This is a genomic window from Streptomyces sp. NPDC020884, assembly GCF_044333935.1.
Taxonomy (GTDB): domain Bacteria; phylum Actinomycetota; class Actinomycetes; order Streptomycetales; family Streptomycetaceae; genus Streptomyces.
In genome coordinates, this window is sequence record NZ_JBIRRY010000021.1 from 1 (window position 1) to 22,288 (window position 22,288).

Annotated in this window: 5 protein-coding genes; all 5 read right to left on the minus strand. The window is 71.8% G+C overall.

Annotation, left to right across the window (positions count from 1 at the left end; genetic code table 11):
• Positions 1 to 1,904, minus strand: a 1,904-nt coding sequence (locus ACH4UK_RS36855) for a condensation domain-containing protein (RefSeq protein WP_398363611.1), incomplete at its 3' end; no start/stop codon positions are given.
• Positions 1,905 to 2,048: 144 nt separating this feature from the next.
• The gene (locus tag ACH4UK_RS36860; protein ID WP_398363612.1) at positions 2,049 to 2,267 is read right to left on the minus strand and encodes an MbtH family protein; all 219 of its coding nucleotides are present in this window, start codon (positions 2,265 to 2,267) and stop codon (positions 2,049 to 2,051) included.
• Between the two features lie 34 nt (positions 2,268 to 2,301).
• Positions 2,302 to 9,411: an amino acid adenylation domain-containing protein gene (locus ACH4UK_RS36865; RefSeq protein WP_398363614.1), complete on the minus strand. Its 7,110-nt coding sequence runs from the start codon at positions 9,409 to 9,411 to the stop codon at positions 2,302 to 2,304.
• Entirely contained in the window at positions 9,408 to 17,273 is a 7,866-nt protein-coding gene (locus tag ACH4UK_RS36870; protein WP_398363616.1) for an amino acid adenylation domain-containing protein, read from the minus strand. Before ACH4UK_RS36870 ends, ACH4UK_RS36865 begins: the two co-directional genes overlap by 4 nt.
• Positions 17,270 to 22,267, minus strand: coding sequence for an amino acid adenylation domain-containing protein (locus ACH4UK_RS36875; protein WP_398363618.1), 4,998 nt, complete (start codon positions 22,265 to 22,267; stop codon positions 17,270 to 17,272). The genes ACH4UK_RS36870 and ACH4UK_RS36875 overlap by 4 nt, the downstream gene beginning before the upstream one ends.
• Between the last annotated feature and the right edge of the window lie 21 nt (positions 22,268 to 22,288).

Here is a 22,288-nt window from a genome sequence, read left to right on the forward strand (position 1 = left end):
AACCCATCGGTCGCCGAGAACAACCGCACCACATTCCCCTGCGGAACCACCACACCCTTGGGCCGCCCCGTCGAACCCGACGTATAAATCACATATGCCGGATGGAGTGAGGAGAGGCTTTCCGTCTGCGGAAGGTTCTCGCCCCCGAAGGCGGACAGCTCCTCCAGCGTGCCGGGGGCGTCCAGGACGATCCGGGGAACCGACGACTGATCGGGCAGCGCCGACAGACTCTCCTCGAGCGCCACCACCAGGGACGGCCGGGAATCGTCCAGCACGTGGGCGATCCGGTCGGCCGGGTAGTCCGGGTCCACCGGTATGTAGGCGGCGCCGGCCTTCATCACGGCCAGGATCGCCACCAGCACGTCCACCGACCGCGGCAGCACCAGCGCGACATAGTGCTCCGGCCCCACGCCCCGGTCGGTCAGCAGGCGCGCGAGGCGGTTCGCCCGCGCGTTCAGCTCCCCGTAGGAGACCGATGTGTCCCGGAAGACCACCGCGGTCGCCTCGGGGTCCCGCCGCACCTGCGCCTGGAACAGCTCGGGGACGGTCTGCTCGGGATACGCCGGCAGCTCGTCCGCCGCGCCCTTGAGCACCTGAGCGCGCTCGGCGGGCAGCAGGGTCTCCAGCGAGCCGATCGGACGCTCCGCCGCCGCGGCCGTGAGCGCGTCCAGGAAGCGCGCGAAGCGCTCGTGGTGCAGCCGGATCGCGGGCTCGGTGTACAGATCGGGGCTGCCCTCGAAGTCGATCCGCAGGTTCTGGCCCTCGCCGTGGTCGTACACGACCACCGAGAGGTCCTCCACCGGGCCGAGGTTGAGGGTGTGCGCGGTGGCGGGGGCGCCGCCGAAGTCGAGCCCGTGACCGAACATCATGATGTTGATCTGCGGGCCGACCAGCCGCTGGTCGTCGCCGACCAGGCCGAGGTCGCGTCGCAGGTCCTCGTACCGGTAGCGCTGGTGTCGCAGGACGCGCCGCATCTCCCGCGCCACCTCGGTGAGCAGTGTGGTCAGCGTCATCTCGGGGCGCACGGACAGCCTCAGCGGCAGGACGTTGGAGACCATCCCCGGTGTGGCACGGGCGACCTTCCCCACCCTGGTGGTGACGGGCAGTCCCAGCAGCACCTCGTCCCCGCCGATCAGACCCTGGAGGTAGGCGGCGAAGACCGCGGTGAGGACCGCGGGCCACGGGATTCCGGCGTCGCTCCCCGCCCGGCGCAGCGCCTGCGTCGTCTCCGGCGTCAGGAAGGCCGAGCTGCGGATGAGTCGCTGGGGCACGGGGGCCTGGCGCCCCGTCAGCCCCCGGGGCTCGGGCCGGTCGGCCAGTCGTGCGGCCCAGAACTCCTTGTCCTTGGTGAAGTTGTCCGAGGCGCGGTAGTCCCCGTCGGCCGCCACCAGGGCGCTCAGCGGGGGGAAGTCCGCGGCTTCGGGCGTCCGCCCCTCGGCCAGCGCCGTGTAGACCTCGGCCGCCCTCCGGGTGACGAGTGCGCAGCCGAATCCGTCCAGCGCGATGTGGTGGCAGCGGAGGTACCAGAGGAAGCGGTCGGGGCCGGTCCGGATGAGGGCGAAGGTCGCGAGTTGCTCCGGCCCCGCGCCGGCGAGGTCCACCGGCCGGGCGAGATCCGACCGCATCCACGTCTCCGCGGCGGCCTGCGGGTCCGCTTCACCGCTGACGTCGACGTGGTGCACCGTGTGCTCGAGGTCCTCGTCGACGAGCTGCCACACGCCGTCGGCGTCCTCGAGGAAACCGGTGCGCAGCGCGTCCGTCTCCCGGACCACCTGACGCAGGGCCCGCTCGAAGAGACCGCCGTCGAGCCGTCCCTCGATCTCCAGGTACTGGCCGCCGTTGTAGATGGGATTGTCCGAGCCCAGCCTCTGGGCGAACCACATCCCGGACTGAGCAGCGGTCAACGGAAGCCGAGTAGTCCGGGCGTCAGGCATGGCGTTCATCCTCGGTCGGTACGGGGTCGGACAAGGCGGTGGAACGGGTGGCCCGGGGGCCGGTGCTCCAGGAAGGAGTGAGGCACCGGCCCCGAGGCGGACGGAGCCACTCCGTCAGGCGGCTGAGGCGTCCATGGCGTCGACCAGGCTCTTGGGCCTCATGTCGGTCCACGTCGCGTTGATGTGGTCGACGCACGCCTGACGGCTGTCCTCGCCGAAGGTGACGGTCCAGCCGGCCGGCACGTCCGCGAACGCGGGCCACAGCGAGTACTGCGCCTCGTCGTTCACCAGTACGAAGTACCGGCCGTCCTCGTTCTCGAAGGGGTTGCTCATGGTTCTTCTCTCCTTACACCGAAGGTCTCTCGATTTATTCGCTTACGCGCAGCCGCTCACGCAACCGGGGGCCGATCACTGCCATGGCCTCGGGCTCGAGCAAGTCGCCGTGGACGCAATCGATGTCGTGCACCTCGATCGCGCCATCCACATATTTCTCCCAGGATCCGGGGCTCAGGCCGAGCATTTCGCTGGACTTCGCCGCGCGGAAGAAGAGCAGGTCGCCGGTGAACCGGTCGGGGGTGAAACGGTCGCTGTCGGCCGCGAAGTTCCGGTAGACCCGGAACATGTTCTCCGACTGTTCGGCGTTCAGTGTCGCGAAAGGTGATCCCTTCCTGCTGATGGCCCGCATCACCTCGTCGCGGTCGAGCTCACTGTCGTTCGACGCTTCGATTCCCGCTACTTCGAGAAGCTCGCGGAGGAACTGCTGCTGGCTCCACGGTTCGGCATTCACCGGCACCGTGTCCATGGGATATCCGTCGAGGCTGCACAGCAGCGCCACCTCTTCGCCGGCCGCCTGAAGACGGGTGGCCATCCCTTGGGCAAGAGCCGCCCCCAGGGACCAGCCCAGGAGATGGTAAGGACCGTGCGGCTGAATTTCACGCATCCGGCCGAGATAGTCCTCAATGACTTCATCGATACTACCGGGCAGCTCTTCGACGCCCGCCAGACCGGCGGCCTGGAAAGCATAGATTGGCCGGTTCCGGTCAACTTCCGGAATGAGGCTGGAATATGGCCAGCCCACTCCTGTACCCGGATGGACGCAGAAGAGCGGAGGCAGCGTCCCCTGCGGCCGGATGGGCAGCAGGACATCGAGATCGTCGCCGTTGTCGAGCTCGTAGAGCCGTGCGGCCAGACCCGCGACCGTCGGTGTGGTCAGCACGGCGCGGATGGTCACCTCCACCCCGAGGGTGGTCCGCACCCGGTTGGCCAGCTTCACCATGAGCAGGGAGTGGCCGCCCAGTTCGAAGAAGTTGTCGTCCACGCCGACCTCGGGGAGGCCGAGCGCGTCGGCGAAGAGGCCGCAGAGGATCTCCTCACGACGGTTGCGCGGTCCCCGCACCCCTGCCTCGGTCGAAACCCCGGGCGCGGGCAGCGCCTTGCGGTCCAGCTTTCCGTTCGGCGTCAGCGGCAGCTCGGTGAGCGTGACGAAGGCCGACGGCACCATGTGCTGCGGCACCCCGTCGGACAGGTGGCTCCGCAGCGCGCCGGCGTCCGGCTCCGCACCGGCGGCGCTGGGCACCACATAGGCGACGAGCCGGCTGTCCCCGGGACGGTCCTCCCGTACGACGACCACCGCGTGGGCCACATCGGCGTGCCGGGTGAGCAGGGCCTCGATCTCGCCCGGCTCGATCCGGAAGCCGCGCAGCTTCACCTGGTCGTCCGCCCGCCCGAGGAACTCCAGAGCCGCGTCCGCGCGCCACCTCACGACGTCGCCCGTGCGGTACATCCTGCTTCCCGGCGGGCCGAACGGGTCCGCGACGAACCGCTCCGCCGACAGGTCCGCCCGGTTCAGATAGCCCCGGGCCAACTGGGCCCCCGCCAGGTAGAGCTCGCCCGACACGCCTGGCGGAACCGGGCGCAGGGTCGCGTCCAGCACGTAGACCCGGGTGTTCCACACCGGACGGCCGATCGACACCGGTCCGGGCGCCGCGTCCTCGTGGCACTGCCAGTACGTGACGTCGACCGACGCCTCGGTCGGGCCGTAGAGGTTGTGCAGCTCGGCGTCCAGCACCTGGAAGAACAGGTCCTGGGACTCACGGGGCAGCGCCTCGCCGCTGCACACCACCCGGCGCAGTCCGGTGCACTGGGCGACCGTCGGCTCCTGGAGGAACATCCGCAGCATGGAGGGCACGAAGTGAGCCGTGGTCACCTGCTGCGAACGGATCAGCTCCGCCAGGTACGCCGGGTCCTTGTGCCCCTCGGGCCGCGCCACCACCAGCGTCGCGCCGGCGATCAGCGGCCAGAAGAACTCCCACACCGAGACGTCGAAGCCCGCCGGCGTCTTCTGGAGCACCCGGTCCTCGGCCGTCAGTCCGTACTGCGCCTGCATCCAGGCCAGTCGGTTGACGATGCCGGAGTGCGGAACGACCACGCCCTTGGGCCGTCCCGTCGAGCCCGATGTGTAGATCACATAGGCCGGGGACGCCCCGGTGAGCGCGCCGGAGCGTTCGCGCTCCCCCACGTTCTCGCCGGAGAACGCGGCCAGCGCCTCGTGCGTCCCGGGATCGTCCACCAGCACGCCGACCGCCTGGGCGGCCTCGGGCAGCCCGGCCGCCGTCGCGGTGGTGGTCAGCAGGAGCGCCGGGGCGGCGTCCTGCAGCATGAACGTGATCCGGTCCGCCGGATAGTCCGGGTCGACCGGTACGTAGGCCGCACCCGCCTTCAGCACCGCCAGCAGCGCCACCACGAGCTCCGGGGAGCGCGGCACCGCCACCGCCACCAGCCCTTCCGGGCCCACACCCCGCTCGATCAGCAGCCGTGCCAAGCGGTTCGCGCGGGCGTTCAGTTCCGCGTACGGCACCGGCTCGGCCTCGAAGACCACCGCGGTCCGCTCCGGAGTGCGCGCCGCCTGCTCCTCGAACAGGTCCACCAGCGTCGCGGACCGCACATCGCGGGAGGTGTCGTTCCACTCCTGGAGCACCCGGGTGCGCTCGGCCGCGTCGAGTACGTCGACGTCGCCGAAGCGCCGGTCCGGATCGCTCACCATCGCGGAGAGCATCAGCGTCAGCCGGTGCGCGATGTTCTCGGCCGTCTCCCGGTCGAAGAGATCCGCGTTGAAGCGGATCACCCCGTCGATGCCGTTGGCGCCGCCGTCGGGCAGCAGCTCCTCGCTGAGCTCGAGGCTCAGGTCGAACTTGCTCACCTCCAGCTCGACGGGGACCGGCCGCGCGGTCAGGCCGGACAGCTCGACGGAGGTGGCGGAGGTGTTCTGGAGCGTGAGCATCACCTGGAAGAGCGGGTGCCGTGCCAGTGACCGCTCCGGGTTGAGCACCTCCACCAGCCGCTCGAAGGGGATGTCCTGCTGGGCGTAGGCGGCCAGGCCTCTCTCCCGCACCCGCCCCAGCATCTCCCGGAACGTCGGATCACCGGAGGTGTCCGTGCGCAGCACCAGCGTGTTGACGAAGAAGCCGATGAGATCGTCCAGCGCGTCGTCCGTCCGCCCGGCGATCGGTGTGCCCACCGGGATGTCCTCGCCGCCGCCCAGCCGCGAGAGCAGCGTGGCGAGCCCGGTCTGGAGCACCATGAAGAGGGTGGAGCGGCTCTCGCGCGCCAGCGCCGCCAGCCGGCCGTGCAGCTGCGGGTCCAGCTGGAAGGCGACGGTGCCGCCGCGCCCCGACGCCTCGACGGGCCTGGGGCGGTCGGCCGGGAGCGTGATCTCCTCGGGAAGGTCGGCCAACTCCTCCTTCCAGTAGCCGAGCTGACGCGACACCGGGCTGTCCGGGTCACTCTCGTCACCCAGCATGTCGCGCTGCCACAGCACGAAGTCGGCGTAGTGCAGCGGCTGTTCGGCCCAGGTGGGCCGGGATCCGTCCCGATACGCCCCGTACGCCAGCGAGAGGTCGCGCGCCAGCGGCCCCATCGACCAGCCGTCGGTGGCGATGTGATGCATGGTCAGAACCAGTACATGGTCCGTGTCGCCCAGGGTGAACAGGTGGGCGCGGAGCGGAACGTCCCGGCCCAGGTCGAAGCTTCGGGCCACTTCGGCGGTCAGGGCCCCGGCGAGCTCGGATTCGGAGACCCGGGACTCGGCCAGCGGGACCTCGGCCCGGTCAAGGACGATCTGCCGCGGCTCCCCTTCGGCATCCGGGAAGACCGTGCGCAGGCTCTCGTGCCGGGCGACCACGTCATTGATCGCCGCCGCGAGGGCGTCGCGGTCCAGGGTGCCGGCGAGCCGCATCGTGGTGGGGATGTTGTACAGCCCCTCGTTGCCGCCCATCCGGTCGAGGAACCACAGGCGCCGCTGGGCGAAGGACAGCGGCAGGACGTCCGGCCGCTCCCGGGCGGTCAGCCGCTCCCTGGCCGCACCCGCGCCGGCCAGCATGCCGGCGAGTCCCGCGGGGGTCGGCGCCTCGAAGAGCGACCGTATCGCCAGCTCCACGCCGAGCGCCGAACGCACCCGCGACACCAGGCGCGTGGCCAGCAGCGAGTGCCCACCCAGGTCGAAGAAGCTGTCCTCGACACCGACGCGGTCCACGCCCAGCACCTCGGCGAAGAGCCCGCAGAGGATCTCCTCGTGCGGCGTGGCCGGGACGCGGACGGAGCCTCCGGTCAGCTCGGGCGCGGGCAGCGCCTTGCGGTCCAGCTTCCCGTTCGCCGTCATCGGCAGGCTGTCCAGCACGACGAAGGCCGACGGCACCATGTACTCGGGGAGCTTCTCCGCCGCCCGGCGCCGGACCTCGGCGACGTCCGGACCGCCGCCCGGGGCGGGAATCAGATATCCCACCAGGCGCTTGTCCCCGGGCTGGTCCTCGCGCACGGCGGCCGCGGCGTGCGCGACCCCCGGCTGCTCGGCCATGACGGCCTCGATCTCGCCCAGTTCGATACGGAAGCCGCGCAGCTTGACCTGGTCGTCGGTGCGCCCGACGTACTCCAGCTCGCCGTCCGCTCCCCAGCGGGCGACATCGCCCGTGCGGTACATCCGCGAGCCCGCCGGACCGAACGGGTCGGCGACGAACCGCTCGGCCGTCAGCCCGGGACGGTTCAGGTAGCCGCGGGCCACCCCCGTACCCGCGAGGTAGAGCTCGCCCTCGGTGCCCGGCGCCACCGGCAGCAGCCACCGGTCGAGCACATAGGCCCGGTAGTTGTCGAGCGGTCGGCCGATGGGCGGAGTGCCGTCGACCGGTTCGTCCGTCGTCCAGGCCGTGGCGTACACGGTGGCCTCGGTGGGGCCGTAGACGTTGGCGAGGCGGCCGGCGGACAGCGCCCGCTGGATGTCGGCCGCGGCCTGTGCGCCCAGCCGCTCCCCGCACAGCACCACGGTGTACGCCTCGATGGCGATGTCGCCCTGTCCGACGAGCTGGGCAAGTGCCGAGGGCACCGCGCTCACCAGCGTGCCCGGGACGGTTTCGCCCCGCCGCTCCGCCAGGGCCAGCAGGTCCTCGAGGACCTCCAGCGTGCCGCCCGTCAGAAGCGGCCCGAACATCTCGAAGACCGAAACGTCGAAGTTGAGCGATGTGGTGAACAGGACCCAGTTCAGCCGCTCCAGCCCGATCGCGTCGCGGGCCCAGCCGGCCAGGTTGGCCACGTTCTCGTGCGGGACGAGGACGCCCTTGGGCCGCCCGGTGGATCCCGACGTGTAGATGACGTAGGCCGGGCAGGCCGGGGTGAGCCGCGCCGTCCGGTCCGCGTCGGCCAGATCGGTGTCCGGGTGGGCGGCGATCGCCCCTACAGTAGCGGGGTCGTCGAGTTCGATTCTGCGGTCGTCCTGGACCGGGAGCCCGGCCGAGACCGACGACTCGGTGAGCACCAGCGCGGGTGCGGCGTCCTCGACGATGTAGGAGATCCGGTCCGCGGGGTACTTGGGGTCGATGGGCAGATAGGCGGCCCCCGACTTGAGCACCGCGAGAACGGCGACCATCATCCGCTCCGAGCGCGGCAGCGACAGCGCCACCAGGCTCCCCGGCCCGACCCCCCGTGAGACCAGGAGGCGGGCGAGGCGGTTGGCCCGCGCGTTGAGCTCGGCGTAGGACAGCTCCACGCTCCCGTGCACGACGGCCGTGCCGCCGGGGGTGTCCGCCACCTGGGCCTGGAACAGATCGGCCACGGTCGCGGGGGGCGCGGGGCGGGCGGTGTCGTTCCACTGCTCCAGCACCCGGGCGCGATCCGCCGGGGACAGCGTGTCGACCCTGCCGACCGGTCGCGCGGGCTCCTGGGCGATCGCTTCGACGAGGCGCGTGAAACGAGCCACCAGCGACTCGACGGCCTCCGGGTCGAAGAGGTCCGGCCGGTACCCGACCTTGATCTGCAGGCAGGGGGCGGGGGCCACGGCCAGGCTGAGCGGATAGTGCGTGGCGTCGCGTCCCGAGCCGCCCGTCACCCGCGCCCCGCTGAGCGAGGACTCGACCGTCTTGGAGTCGACCACGTAGTTCTCGAACAGGACCAGCGTGTCGAAGAGCGTGCCGACGCCGGCCAGCCCCTGGATCGCGGTCAGGCTCAGGTGCTGATGGTCCATCAAGTCCGTGTGCTGGTCCTGCAACCGGGTCAGCAGACCGGCCAGCGACTCGGCGGGGTCCAGCCGGACGCGCACCGGCAGGGTGTTGATGAACAGGCCCACCATCGTCTCCACCCCGGGAATCTCCGGGGGGCGGCCCGACACCGTGGTGCCGAACACCACGTCGTCGCGCCCGGTCAGCGAGGAGAGCAGCAGCCCCCACGCGCCCTGGACCACGGTGTTCAGCGTCCAGCCGTGCTTGCGGGCCACGGCGGTCACCGCAGCCGTGAGGTCGGCGGGAAGCTCCGCCCGGAACTCCTCGGGGACGACCGCGGTACGCCCCTGGGACTCGGGGGCGAGCAGGGTGGGCTCCGCGATCCCGGCGAGGACCGAGCGCCATGCCTCCTCGGCGGCGCCCCGGTCCTGCTTGGCCAGCCACGACAGGTACTCCCGGTAGGGGGTCACCTCCGGCATGCCCGAGGGATCGCCCTTGCGGGCGTACAGCTCGAACAGCTCGCCCGCCACGATCGGCGAGGACCAGCCGTCCATCAGGATGTGGTGCTTGGTCAGCAGCAGTCGGTGCTCCTGCTCGCCGACCTTGATCAGCGTGAAGCGCAGGAGCGGCGGGCGGGCCATGTCGAACCGGCGGACCCGGTCCTCGTCGACGATGCGCCGCAGCTCCTCCTCACGCTCCTGGGCGGCGAGCGAACTGAGGTCGCACTCCTTCCAGGGCAGCGGCACCTCGCGCCGGATGACCTGGAGCGGGTTCTCGCCCCCCTTGTGCCGGAAGCCGACCCGCAGGACGGCGTGACGCTTCAGCAGCGCCCGCGCCGCGGACCGGAGGACCTCGACGTCGATCTCCCCGTCCAGGTGGAAGACGCTCTGGACCGTGTAGAGGTCCGGTCCCTCCGTGTCGTACAGGGCGTGGAAGAGCAGCCCCTCCTGCAGCGGCCCCAAGGGCAGTACATCCTCGATCCGGGACTGCTTCATCGGGTCATCCCCCACTCTTCATCGAACTCGGTGTCGTCCAGGTCGTCTTCGAGTTCATCGATCTCCTGCTGGCTGAGCGAGACGAGAGAGAGGTCGGAAGGCGTGTGGCCGACGGACTTCTTCTCCTCCACATGCCTGACCATGACCTCCAGCACCCGGAGCCAGGTCTCGCTCAGGTCCTTGATGTCTTCTTCGCGGAACAGCGGGCCCGGCCAGGCCCAGGCGACCCGCAGCCGGGGCCCCTCGGCGTGGTCCTCCGTCACGGCATTGAGCGCGAGGGCGTACATCATCGGGGCGTCCTCGTCGGAGAAGCCCGGCGCCGGCTCCGGCGCGGCCGACCAGTCCGCCGTCTCCGCGCGGCCCGCCATGTCGAAGCGGCCCAGGTAGTTGAAGCCGATCTGGCGGGGCATGTAGTCGGCCAGGGTCGCCTTGGTGTCCAGGTTCAGATACCGCAGCAGTCCGAAGCCGAGGCCGTTGTCGGGGATGCCGCGCAGTTGCTCCTTGACCTGCTTGAGGGCGTCGCCGACGGCCTCGCCTCCCGACCAGAGCTGGTCCCGGTCGAGCCGGCCGGGGTCCAGACGTACGGGGTAGATGCTGGAGAACCAGCCCACCGTCCGGGAGAGGTCGACGGTGTCGATGAACTCCTCGCGCCCGTGGCCCTCCAGGTCCACCAGCACCGCCGTGTCGTCGCCGCCGCCGCGCCGGCCGCGCCAGTCGACGACCGCGAGGGACAGGGCGGTGAGCAGCACATCGTTGATACCGGCGTTGAACGCCGCCGGGACCTTGGTGAGCAGCGGCTCCATGATCTCGGTCGGCACGATCTGCCACAGGCCGGCCATGGTCCGGTTGGTGTCCTGCGTCGGGTCCAGCGGCCGCTCGCTCAGGAGCGGATCCGGAACGTCCAGGATGTCCGACCACAGCTCCATCTCGGCGACCCGCCCGTCGGCGTAGGCGGACACGGCCAGATGCTCGGACCAGCGACGGAACGATGTTCCCGCCGCCTGGAGTTCGGGCTTGCGGCCTTCCTTCAACGCCTGCCAGGCCAGCGCCAGGTCACCTTCGAGGACGCGCCAGGAGACGCCGTCCACCGCGAGGTGATGGATGATCAGCAGCAGGCGTCCGGACCGCTCGGCCCCGTGGTCGAACCACACGGCCTGGAGCAGTCGGCCCTCCTCCGGCTTCACCCGGCTCCAGGCGGCCCGGCCCTCGGCCTCCAGGACCGCGGGCAGCGCCTCCGGCTCGAGGCCCGAGACATCGACACGGGTGATCGACTCCTGGGCCCGGACCGAGCCCCTGGACGGCACGTTTAGGGACCAGTCGCCGCCGCCCACCGGGCGCGTCAGCCGCATGCGCAGCGCGTCGTGGTGGTCCAGCAGCGCCTGCAGCGCGCTCTCCAGCAGCTCCGCGCCCACGTCCGCCGGGACCTGGAGGAGCACGGACTGGGCGTTCTTCCCGATCGGTCCGCCCCGCTCGCGCAGGCGGTGGATGATCGGGGTCAGCGGCACCGAGCCGACGCCGGTGTCGGTTCCCCGGCCCACCCGCTTGCCCCCGGTGCCCGCGTTCGCCGCCAGCGCCCGGACCGTCTTGTGCTGGAACACGGCCCGGGGGGTGATCGTCAGACCCGCCTTGCGGGCACGGCTGACCAGCTGGATGGAGACGATGCTGTCGCCGCCGAGGTCGAAGAAGCTGTCCTCCACCCCGACTTCCGGCAGGTCCAGCAGTTCCTCGAAGAGTCCGCAGAGGATCTTCTCCTGAGGTGTGCTGGGCCGCTCCTTGGTCGTCGTGGCGCTGTAGTCGGGGGCCGGCAGTGCCCTGCGGTCCAGCTTGCCGTGCGGGGTGAGCGGGAGTTCCGCCAGCGGGACGACCGCCGCGGGAACCATGTAGTCGGGCAGCACCTCGCCGAGCCTGCCGCGCAGCAGTGCCGGGTCCAGACGAGCGGCGTCGGCGGGGACCACATAGGCGACCAGGCGCCGTTCGCCGGGCTGGTCCTCGCGCACCAGCACCGCCGCCCGGTCGACCTGCGCCTCGCGCCGCAGGGCCGCTTCGATCTCCCCCGGCTCGATGCGGAAGCCGCGGATCTTGACCTGGTCGTCGGCGCGGCCCAGGTACTCCAGCTCACCGTCCCTGCGCAGTCGTGCGAGGTCGCCCGTGCGGTACATCCGTGCGCCCGCGGGGCCGTGCGGGTCGGCCACGAACCGTTCAGCGGTCAGTTCCGCCCGGTTCAGATACCCACGGGCCAGGCCCGCTCCCGCGATGTACAGCTCGCCGGCGGTGCCGGGCGGCGTCGCTCGCAGCCTCTCGTCGAGGACGTACAGGCGGGCGTTGCCCTGGGGGCGGCCGATCGGGACCCGGCCGGGGGGAAGCGGGGCGCCCGCCTCGATCCGGAACTCGGCGCAGTTCACCGTCGCTTCCGTCGGCCCGTAGACGTTCAGCACGGCGGTCGCCGGGTGGCGCCGGCGCCATTCCTCGAGCATCTCCCCGAAGAGCGCTTCGCCGCCGAGCAGCAGCTCACGGCTGGGCGAGAAGACATCGGGCAGCGCGTTGAGCAGCGGCAGATGGCTGGGCGTGCCCTTGAGGAACGTGGTGGGCCGGGCCTCGAGCTGTCGCTGGGCCCGCGCGTCCTCCTCCAGCGCCGCGAGATGGACACAGCCGCCCACGGACAGCGGTGTGTACAGCGCCGTCACCGTCAGGTCGAAGGTGACCGGCGAGTGCAGAACGGCCGCGCCGCTCGCTCCCGGGTACACGGCCCGGGTCCAGGACAGGTAGTCGACGACCGACCGGTGCTCGACCACCACGCCCTTCGGCTTGCCCGTGGAGCCGGAGGTGTAGATGACGTACGCCGGGTTCGACGGGCTGAGCGGCCGGACGCGGTCCGCGTCGCCGAGGTCCCCGTCCGCGAAGCCGGAGGCGTCCGCGGACGCCTCGTCCAGCAGCAGCCGGGGCACGGCGCCGGCGTCCGGCAGAGCGCCGGCCGTGGCCGACGTCGTCAGCAGCAGCGCCGGAGCGGTGTCCTGCAGCATGTGGGCGATCCGCTCGGCCGGGTGCTCCGGATCCAGCGGCAGGTAGGCCGCGCCCGCCTTGAGGACGGCCAGCAGCGCCACGATCTGCTCGACCGATCGGGGCAGCGCCAGCGCCACGAACTGCTCCGGTCCCACCCCCCGGTCGACCAGCAGTCTGGCCAGCCGGTTGGCGCGGGCGTTCAGTTCCTCGTACGAGACCGCCTCGTCGCCGCAGACCAGCGCGGTGTTCCGCGGGGTGCTGAGGACCTGGGCCTGGAGCATCTCCGGCACCGTGGTCACCGGGGTCTCCTGCACCGGACCGTGCCAGTCGGTGCGCAGGCGCGCGCGCTCGTCCTCGGACAGCACGTCCAGCCGGCCGATCCGCTGCTCGGAGTCGGCGATCAGGGCCTCGACGAACCGTACGAAGCGGGCGGTGAGGGTCTGCGCCGTGGCCTGGTCGAACAGGTCGGTGCTGTAGCGGAGTTCGCCGGCCATGCCGTCGGCGGAGCCGTCGTCGAGGAAACGCTCGGTCAGCTCGAAGGCGAGGTCGAACTTGGCCACGTCGACGTCGATCGGCTGGGGTGCGACGGTCAGGCCGTCGAACCGCAGGTCCGGGTCGGGGTTGTTCTGGAGCGTGAGCATCACCTGGAAGAGCGGGTGGCGCGCCGTCGAACGCTCGGGGTTGAGGGCCTCGACCAGCCGGTCGAACGGCACGTCCTGGTGCTCGTAGGCCCGCAGGTCCGCCTCGCGCACCCGGTCCAGGAGTTCCCGGAAGCTGGGGTCGCCCGAGGTGTCGGTCCGCAGGACCAGCGTGTTCACGAAGAACCCGACGAGATCGTCCAGCGCCTCGTCGGTACGGCCCGCGACCGGGGCGCCGATCGGGATGTCCGTGCCCGCCCCCAGCCGGGAGAGCAGGGCGGCCAGACCCGCCTGCACCACCATGAACGGGCTCGCCCCGGCCGCACGCGCCAGGGCCAGGATGCCCCGGTGCACAGCGGGCGCGAAGCCGAAGTCGACGGTGGCCCCGCCGGCGCCGAGCACGGCGGGACGACTCCGGTCCGCCGGCAGGGTCAGCTCCGTAGGCAGATCCGCGAGCGTGCTGACCCAGTGGTCGAGCTGGCGGCTCACCACGCTGTCCGGGTCGCTCTCGCTTCCCATGTACTCACGCTGCCAGAGCGCGAAGTCGACGTACTGCACCGGCAGTTCGCTCCACAGCGGAGCTCCACCGCCCCGCCGCGCACTGTAGGCGGCCGAGAGGTCGCGGGCCAGCGGGTCCAGCGACCAGCCGTCGGCCGCGATGTGATGGAGCGTCAGCATGAGGACGTGATCCGACGCGGACGTCGAGAAGAGGTGAGCGCGCAGCAGCACGTGCTCCGCCAGGTCGAAGCGCCGGGCCGCCTCAGCGGTGAGCGCGGCGCCCAGGGCGTCCTCGGAGACCTCGGACTCGGCCAGCAGGACCTCGGCCGAGTCCCGGATCACCTGGCGCGGCACGCCGTCGGTCTCGGTGAACACGGTGCGCAGGGTCGCGTGCCGTGCCACCACGTCGTTCAGGGCCGCGCGCAGGGCCGCGCGGTCCACGGTGCCGGAAAGCCGCACCGGGTAGGGGATGTTGTAGGTGGCGGCGCCCTCCTCGAGGCGGTTGATCACCCACTGCCCCTGCTGGGCGAAGGACAGGGGCGGCTCGTCGGGCCGTACGAACGGACGGACGCCCTCCCGTGCACCACTGGCCTGAGCGAGCCTGGTCTCCAGGCGCGCCGGGGTCGGCGCGTCGAAGAGCGTGCCGATGGACAGCTCCACCCCGAGGGCCGAACGGACCCGCGACACCAGCCTGGTGGCGAGCAGCGAATGACCGCCCAGCTCGAAGAAGTCGTCCTCGACGCCGACCCGGTCGACGCCCAGGACCTCGGCGAACAGCCCGCACAGCACCTCTTCCCGCACGGTGCGCGGAGCGCGCGAGGACGCCCCGCCCGCGGTGGACGGCGCGGGCAGCGCCTTGCGGTCCAGCTTGCCGTTCGCGTTGAGCGGGAGCTCGTCGAGCACGACGAAGGCGGAGGGGACCATGTAGTCGGGCAGCACACCGCGGATCTGCTCACGGAGGCCCGCGACGTCCAGGGCCGAGCCGCTGTCCGCGGGGACCGCGTAGGCCACCAGGCGCTGGTCCCCCGGGGTGTCGGTGCGGAGCAGCACGGCCGCGGCGCCGACCTGCGGGTCGGCGGTGAGCGCGGACTCGATCTCGCCCAGCTCGATGCGGAAGCCCCGCAGCTTGACCTGCTGGTCGGCACGTCCGAGGAACTCCAGGGCTCCCGCGTCGTTCCACTGCGCGAGGTCGCCCGTGCGGTACATGCGGCTGCCCGCGGGCCCGTAGGGGTCGGCGAGGAAACGCTCCGCGGTGAGCCCCGGCCGGTCGACGTAGCCACGGGCCAGCTGCACACCGGCGAGGTAGAGCTCGCCGGTCGTGCCCGGCGGGACCGGGCGCAGCGCGGCGTCGAGCACATAGGTCCTGGTGTTCCACACCGGACGGCCGATCGGCACCGGGCCGGGCCCGGCGTCGGCCCGGCACTCCCAGTACGTGACGTCCACGGACGCCTCGGTCGGACCGTAGAGGTTGTGCAGTTCGGCGTCGAGGAGCGTGAAGAACTGGTCCCGCAGGGGCGTCGGCAGGGCCTCGCCACTGCAGATCACGCGTCGCAGACCGGTGCACCGGGCGGCCGCGGGCTCGGTCAGGAACGCCTGGAGCATCGAGGGGACGAAGTGGGCCGTCGTCACCTGCCGCGTCCGGATCAGCTCCGCGAGATGGGCGGGGTCCTTGTGCCCCTCTGGCCGGGCGACCACGAGCGTGGCGCCTTCGGTGAGCGGCCAGAAGAACTCCCACACCGACACGTCGAAGGTGTACGGGGTCTTCTGCAGCACCCGGTCCTCGGCCGTCAGGCCGTACTGCGCCTGCATCCACGCCAGTCGGTTGACGATGCCCCGATGTGCCACCGCCACGCCCTTGGGCCGGCCGGTGGACCCCGAGGTGTAGATGACGTACGCCGGGTTGTCGGCGCTCAGCGGCGCGGTGCGCTCGTGGTCGGCCAGGTCGGTGGCGGCGAGCGCGTCCCGGCTGGTGAGAACCGCGGGGTCGTCGACGGTCAGCACGGGGACGTCGACGGCGGGGAGCCGGCCGGCCGTCCCGGCGTCGGTGAGCAGCAGGCGCGGACGGGACTCCGTGAGGATGCTCGCCGTGCGCTCGGCGGGGTAGTCCGGGTCCAGGGGCAGGTAGGCGGCCCCCGCCTTCAGGACGGCGAGCAGCGAGACCACCAGCTCGACGGAGCGCGGCAGGGCGAGCGCCACGAACTGCTCGGGGCCCACGCCCCGGTCGACCAGCAGACGGGCCAGCTGGTTCGCGCGGGCGTTGAGCTGCCCGTAGGTGAGCGACTCACCCTCGAACTCGACGGCGGGCCGGTCCGGGTTCTGCTCGGCACGCGCCTCGAACAACTGCGGCAGCACCGCCGTCGGCGTCTCGTGCGCGGTGTCGTTCCACTGGGTCAGCACCAGGGCGCGCTCCCGCGCCGACAGCGTGTCGACGGAGGAGACGGACTGCTCGGGATCGGCGGCCACGGCCTCGAAGACCCTGACCAGCCGGTCCACGACGGACTCGGCGGTGGCCCGGTCCAGCAGGTCGGGGCGGTGGCCGAGCCGCAGCCGGATCCGCTCCCCCGGGTAGGCGATGAGGCTCAGCGGGTAGTGCGTGGCGTCCTGGCCGGTGAATCCGGAGACCCGGATGCCGTCGACCTCGCGGTCGAGGGCGGACGGGTCGAGCGGGTAGTTCTCGAACACGGCCAGCGTGTCGAACAGGACCCCGGTGCCGACCTGGCGCTGGATGCCCGCCAGGCCGAGGTGGTGGTGGTCCATCAGTTCCGTCTGACGGCTCTGCACCTCGTGGAGGAGGGAGCCCAGCGAGGCGCCGCGGTCGAGCTGGACGCGCACGGGAAGGGTGTTGATGAAGAGGCCCACCATCGTCTCGATGCCGGGCACCTCCGGCGGGCGGCCCGAGACGGTGGTGCCGAAGACGACGTCGTCCCGGCCGGTGAGCTGGGCCAGCACCAGGCCCCAGGCGCCCTGGACCACGGTGTTGAGCGTCCAGCCCTCCTTCCGTGCGAGCGCGGTGAGCGAGGCGGTGAGCTGCTCGGGCAGATCGACCGTGAACTCCTCGGGCGCCCGGGTCACCCGGCTCGACGCGCCCGGCACCAGCAAGGTCGGTTCGGTGACTCCGGCCAGCGTGGTGCTCCACGCCTTCTCGGCACCGGGACGGTCCTGGCTGTTCAGCCAGGACAGGTAGTCGCGGTAGGCGGTGACCCGGGGCATCCCCGTCTCGTCGCCGCCGGTGGCGTACAGCTCGAAGAGGTCGTTCACCAGGAGGGGGAAGGACCAGCCGTCGAGCAGGATGTGGTGGAGCGAGACCACCAGCCGGTGCCGCTCGTCGGCGAGTCGCACCAGGGTGAAGCGCAGCAGCGGCGGCCGGGTGAGATCGAACCGGCGGGTGCGCTCGTCGTCGACGATGCGCCGGAGCTCCGCGTCCCGCGCCTCGGCCGTACCGGCCCGCAGGTCCCGCTCCTGCCACGGCAGTTCGACCTCGTGCGGGATCACCTGCACGGGGCGGCTCAGCTTCTCGTGACGGAATCCCGCGCGCAGGTTGGGGTACCGGCGCAGCAGAGCCGCGCCGGCCGCCCGGAGCCGGGCGGCGTCGAGCCTCCCTTCGAGGTCGAAGGAGAGCTGCACCGTGTACGGATCGACGGCGTGCTCGTCGTACAGCGCAAGGAAGAGCATGCCCTCCTGCAGGGGCGACAAGGGCAGAACGTCGGCAAGTCCCGGCTTGGTCATGAGTTCCTCCACTCGGATTCCAAAAGATCGATCTCTGCCTGCGACAACGACACCAACGGAAGGTCCGAGGGGGTCCAGCCACTGGTCCCGGCCCGCTCGGCGTGGGCCGCCAGCGCCTCGAGGGCGCCGAACCAGTCCTCCGCGAGTTCGCGCACCCGGGACTCGGACAGCACGCCGTCCGGCCATGACCAGGTGGCGACCAGAGCGGGGCCGTCGGGTCCGTCCTGCGTCAGCGCGTTGACTTCGAGGCTGTGCGCGAGGGGCATGCCGGAGTCGGCTCCGGCTCCCAGCACTTCCGCCAGGGGGTCGGGGGACCAGTCCCCCACCTCCGTGGGCGCGGGCGCCGCGAAACGTCCGAGATAGTTGAAGGCGATCTGCGGGCTCGGACGCCCCTGCAGAACGGCTGCGGTGCTCGGGTTGAGATGGCGCAGCAGACCGAACCCGAGGCCGTTGTCCGGCAGCTCCCGCAGTTGCTCCTTCACGCGTTTCAGCGCTTCCCCGACGGCCGGGCCGGCGGCCCGTGTCTCCTGACGGCCGAGCCGCCCCGGGTCCAGCCGGACCGGGAAGAGGCTGGTGAACCAGCCGACCGTCCGGGAGAGGTCCAGGCCGGGGGCGAACTCCTCCCGCCCGTGTCCTTCGAGGTCGAGAAGGATCCCGGTGTCCTCACCCCCCTCGTGGCGTCTGCGCCAGTCGGAGACGCTCAGCGCCAGCGCGGTGAGGAGCACATCGTTCACGGTGGCGCTGAAGGCCGCGGGCACCGTCGTCAGCACGGCGGCGGTCTCTTCGCGGCCCAGGGTCAGAACGAGCGAGGAGGCGGTGTCCGTCGTGTCCCGGACGGGATCCAGCGGCCGGCTTCCCAGCAGCTTGTCCCCGCCGCTCGTCATGCGCTCCCAGAGGGGCAGTTCGGCGGTCCGCCGGGGGCTGTGGGCCGATTCGGTGAGGACGTCGGCCCAGCGGCGAAAGGACGTTCCGACGGGCTGGAGGCCGGCCGGCTCGCCCTGGACGGCGGACCGCCACGCCTCCGCGAGGTCCGGAACGAGGATCCGCCAGCTGACCCCGTCGACCACGAGGTGGTGCAGGACGAGCAGCAGCCTGCCGGAGCGGCCGGCGCCGGAGTCGAGCCAGACGGCCCGGACCATGCCCCCGTCGGCGGGAGCGAGCCGGGCGAGCGCCTCCTGCGTCGCGGCGGTGAGCGCCCCGCGCAGGGCGGCTTCGTCCTCGCCGAGTCCGCTGACATCGACACGGGTCAGGCACGCGTCGGCGCGGACCGCCCCCGGCTCGGGCACCTCCATCGTCCACGTGCCGCTGTCCGGGTCCCGGGTCAGCCTCATCCGCAACGCGTCGTGGTGGTCCAGGACCGTCTGGAGAGCGGTGCTCAGGTGCTCCGGGCTCAGCTCCGCCGGAGTGCGCACCACCATGGTCTGGCTGAACCGGTCCACCGGGCCGCCCCGTTCACGCTGCCAGGCGATGATGGGGGTGAGCGCGACCGCCCCGACGCCGGAGTCCGGCTCCGGCGCCCGCTCCTCGGTGGCCTGCGTACGGGCCGCCGCGGCCAGGGCCTCGACGGTGCGGCACTGGAACACGTCCTTCGGCGTGATGACCAGCCCCGCCTTGCGAGCGGCGCTGACCAGCTGGATGGAGACGATGCTGTCGCCGCCGAGATCGAAGAAGTTGTCGTCGACGCTCACCTCGTCGAGGCCGAGCACGCTCACGAACAGGGCGCACAGGATCTCCTCCCGCTCGGTCTCCGGGCGGCGGCCGGACCGGGTTCCGGTCCTCTCGGGCGCGGGCAGCGCCCGGTGGTCCAGCTTGCCGTTCTGGGTCAGCGGCAGCCGGTCGAGCGGTACGAAGGCGGTGGGCACCATGTACTCCGGGAGCACGTCCGCCAGGTGCTTGCGCAGCAGGACCGGGTCGGGGTGGTCGCCGCCGGTCTCGGGCACCACATAGCCGACGAGCTGCCGGTGCCCGGGGTTGTCCTCGCGGACGATCGCCACGGCACGGGCGACGTCCGGGTGACGGGAGAGTGCCGCCTCGATCTCGCCCAGCTCGATGCGGAAGCCGCGGATCTTGACCTGGGCATCCGAGCGGCCGACGTACTCCAGCTCGCCCGAGGCCGTCCACCTGACCACGTCGCCGGTGCGGTAGAGACGGGAACCGGGCGGGCCGTAGGGGTTCGCGACGAACCGCTCGGCGGTCAGCGCCGGACGGTCCAGGTAGCCGCGCGCCAGGCCCTCGCCCGCGGTGTAGAGCTCGCCCGGCAGCCCCACCGGGACGGGCCGCAGCCCTTCGTCCAGTACGTACACGGCGGTGTTCCGGATCGGGCGTCCGATCGGCGGCGCTCCGGTCTCCGGGGACAGCGGCGCACTCGTGGTCGTCACCACGGTGGACTCGGTGGGGCCGTACGCGTTGATCATCCGGCGCCCCGAGGACCAGCGGGCCACCAGTTCCGCCGAGCACGCCTCGCCGCCGACCACGAGGGTCGTGAAGTCCGGCAGGTCCACGGTGGGCACGGTCGTCAGCGCGGCCGGCGGGATGAGGGCGTGGGTCACCCGGTTGTCCCGCAGTACCTCGACGAGGGTGTCGCCGACCAGCGGTCCCGGCGGCGGCACCACCAGGGTGGCGCCGACCGGCAGCGCCATGCAGACCTCGAGCACGGCCGCGTCGAAGCTCGGCGAGGCGAACTGCAGCACACGGCTGTCCGGGGTGACGAAGAAGCGCTCGACCTCCGCGGCGGCGAAGCTGGGCAGCCCGCGGTGCGTCACCACGACGCCCTTGGGCTTGCCGGTGGAGCCGGAGGTGTAGATGACGTACGCGGGGTGCTCGACGAGCAGGGGCGCGGTGCGCTCCGCGTCCGTGACGTCGCCGGCGGCGTTCCGCGCCGACAGGGCGGCCGTCGGCTCCTCGTCGAGAACGATCCGGGGCACGTCCAGGTCCACGGGGACCGATTCGGCGGCCGCGGAGGTGGTGATCAGCAGGGCGGGCGAGGCGTCGTCCACCATGTACGCGATGCGCTGGGCCGGGTAGTCGGGGTCCACCGGCAGATACGCCGCGCCGGCCTTCACCACGCCCAGCAGTGCCGTGATCAGGTCGACCGAGCGGTGCATGACCAGCGCCACCACCCGCTCCGGGCCGACCCCGCGGCTGATCAGCAGTCTCGCCAGCCGGTTGGCGCGGGCGTTGAGTTCTCCGTACGAGATCGACTCCGCGCCGAAGGACAGGGCGGGGCGGTCGGGGGTCTTCGCCGCCTGCTCCTCGAAGAGCCGGGGAAGCGTGGCCGGCCGGATCTCCTGTCCCGTGCCGTTCCACTCGGAGAGCAGCCGGGTCCGCTCCGCCGGGGAGAGGATGTCGATCTGTCCGATGCGCCGGTCCGGGTCGGCGACCACGGCGTCCAGCACCCGGATGTAGCGGTCGACCAGCAGCTGGACCGTCTCCCGGTCGAAGAGGTCGCTGCTGAACTCGACGATCCCCTCGACCCCGTCGAGGCCCCCGTCGGCTTCCCAGCGCTCGGCCAGGTCGAAGGTGAGGTCGAACTTCGCCGTACTGGTGCGCAGTTGGCGGATCCCGGCTTCGAGCCCCGGAAGTTCGAGTACGGGCTCGAGATTGCTCTGCAGCGCGAACATCACCTGGAACAGCGGGTGGCGTACCGTCGAGCGCTCCGGATTGACGACCTCGACGAGCCGCTCGAACGGCACGTCCTGGTTCGCGAAGGCGACGAGGTCGGCCTCCCTGACCCGGTCGAGCAGTTCGGTGAACGCGGGGTCGCCGGACGTGTCCGCACGCAGTACCAGCGTATTGACGAAGAACCCGACCAGGTCGTCCAGGGCGTCGTCCGTCCGGCCCGCGATCGGTGTGCCCAGGGGGATGTCCGAGCCCGCCCCGAGGCGGGAGAGCAACGCGGACAGGCCCGCCTGGAGCACCATGAAGAGCGTCGACCGGCTTTCGCGCGCCAGGTCGGACAGGGCGCGGTGCAGTTCGGGCCGCAGCCGGAAGTCCACCGTGCCGCCGCCCGCGGTGAGCACGGGGGGCCGCGGGCGGTCGACGGGAAGGTTCAGCTCGCCGGGAATGCCTTCCAGCGCTCCCCTCCAGTGCGCGAGCTGTCGGGCGAGCGGGCTGTCGGGGTCGCCCTCGTCGCCCAGCACCCGGTGCTGCCAGAGCGCGAAGTCGGCGTACTGGGCGGGGAGTTCTTCCCATTCGGTCGCCCGGCCGGAGCACCGCGCCGCGTACGCGACGGAGAGATCCCGGGTCAGCGGGACCAGGGACCAGCCGTCGGCGGCTATGTGATGGATGGTCAGCACGAGGACGTGCTCCCGCTCGCTCAGGGAGAACAGGCGGGCCCGCAGGGGACGTTGCGATGCGAGGTCGAAGGGGATCGCCACTTCGTCGGACATCGCCCCGGCCAGGGCGTCCTTCGCGACCCGCGTCCGCGGGAGCACGACGTCGGCCGGGGGCAGCACCTCCTGCCGGGGTATCCCGTCCACTTCCGGATACACCGTGCGCAGGCTTTCGTGCCGGGCCGCCACGTCGCCCAGGGCCGCCGCCAGGGCGGCCCGGTCGGGCTCTCCGGCGAGCCGGAGTTCGAATGCCAGGTTGTAGGTGGCTCCGCCGTCCTCGAAGCGGTCGAGGAACCACAGACGGCGCTGGGCGAACGACAGCGGGAGGGCTTCCGGGCGCTCCTGACGGCGCAGGCCCTCACGGGCGGTGTCGGCGCCGGAGAGGACGTCGGCGAGACGGGCCGGCGTGGCGGCTTCGAAGAGTGCGGCGATCGACAGCTCGACCCCCAGGACCGAGCGGATCCGTGAGACCAGACGGGTGGCGAGCAGAGAATGCCCGCCCAGGTCGAAGAAGCTGTCGTCGACCCCGGCCCGCGGCACGTCCAGGACCTCCGCGAAGAGACCGCAGAGAATCTCCTCCTGCGGATTGCGCGGACCCCGAACACCGGAACTCTCCCGCACCTCCGGAACCGGCAACGCCTTACGGTCCAGCTTCCCGTTCACCGTCAGAGGCAACCGCTCCAA

Coding starts and splice junctions, on each gene's coding strand:
- ACH4UK_RS36860 (WP_398363612.1), bottom strand. CDS start 2,267: ATGAGCAACCCCTTCGAGAACGAGGACGGCCGGTACTTCGTACTGGTG.
- ACH4UK_RS36865 (WP_398363614.1), bottom strand. CDS start 9,411: ATGAAGCAGTCCCGGATCGAGGATGTACTGCCCTTGGGGCCGCTGCAG.
- ACH4UK_RS36870 (WP_398363616.1), bottom strand. CDS start 17,273: ATGACCAAGCCGGGACTTGCCGACGTTCTGCCCTTGTCGCCCCTGCAG.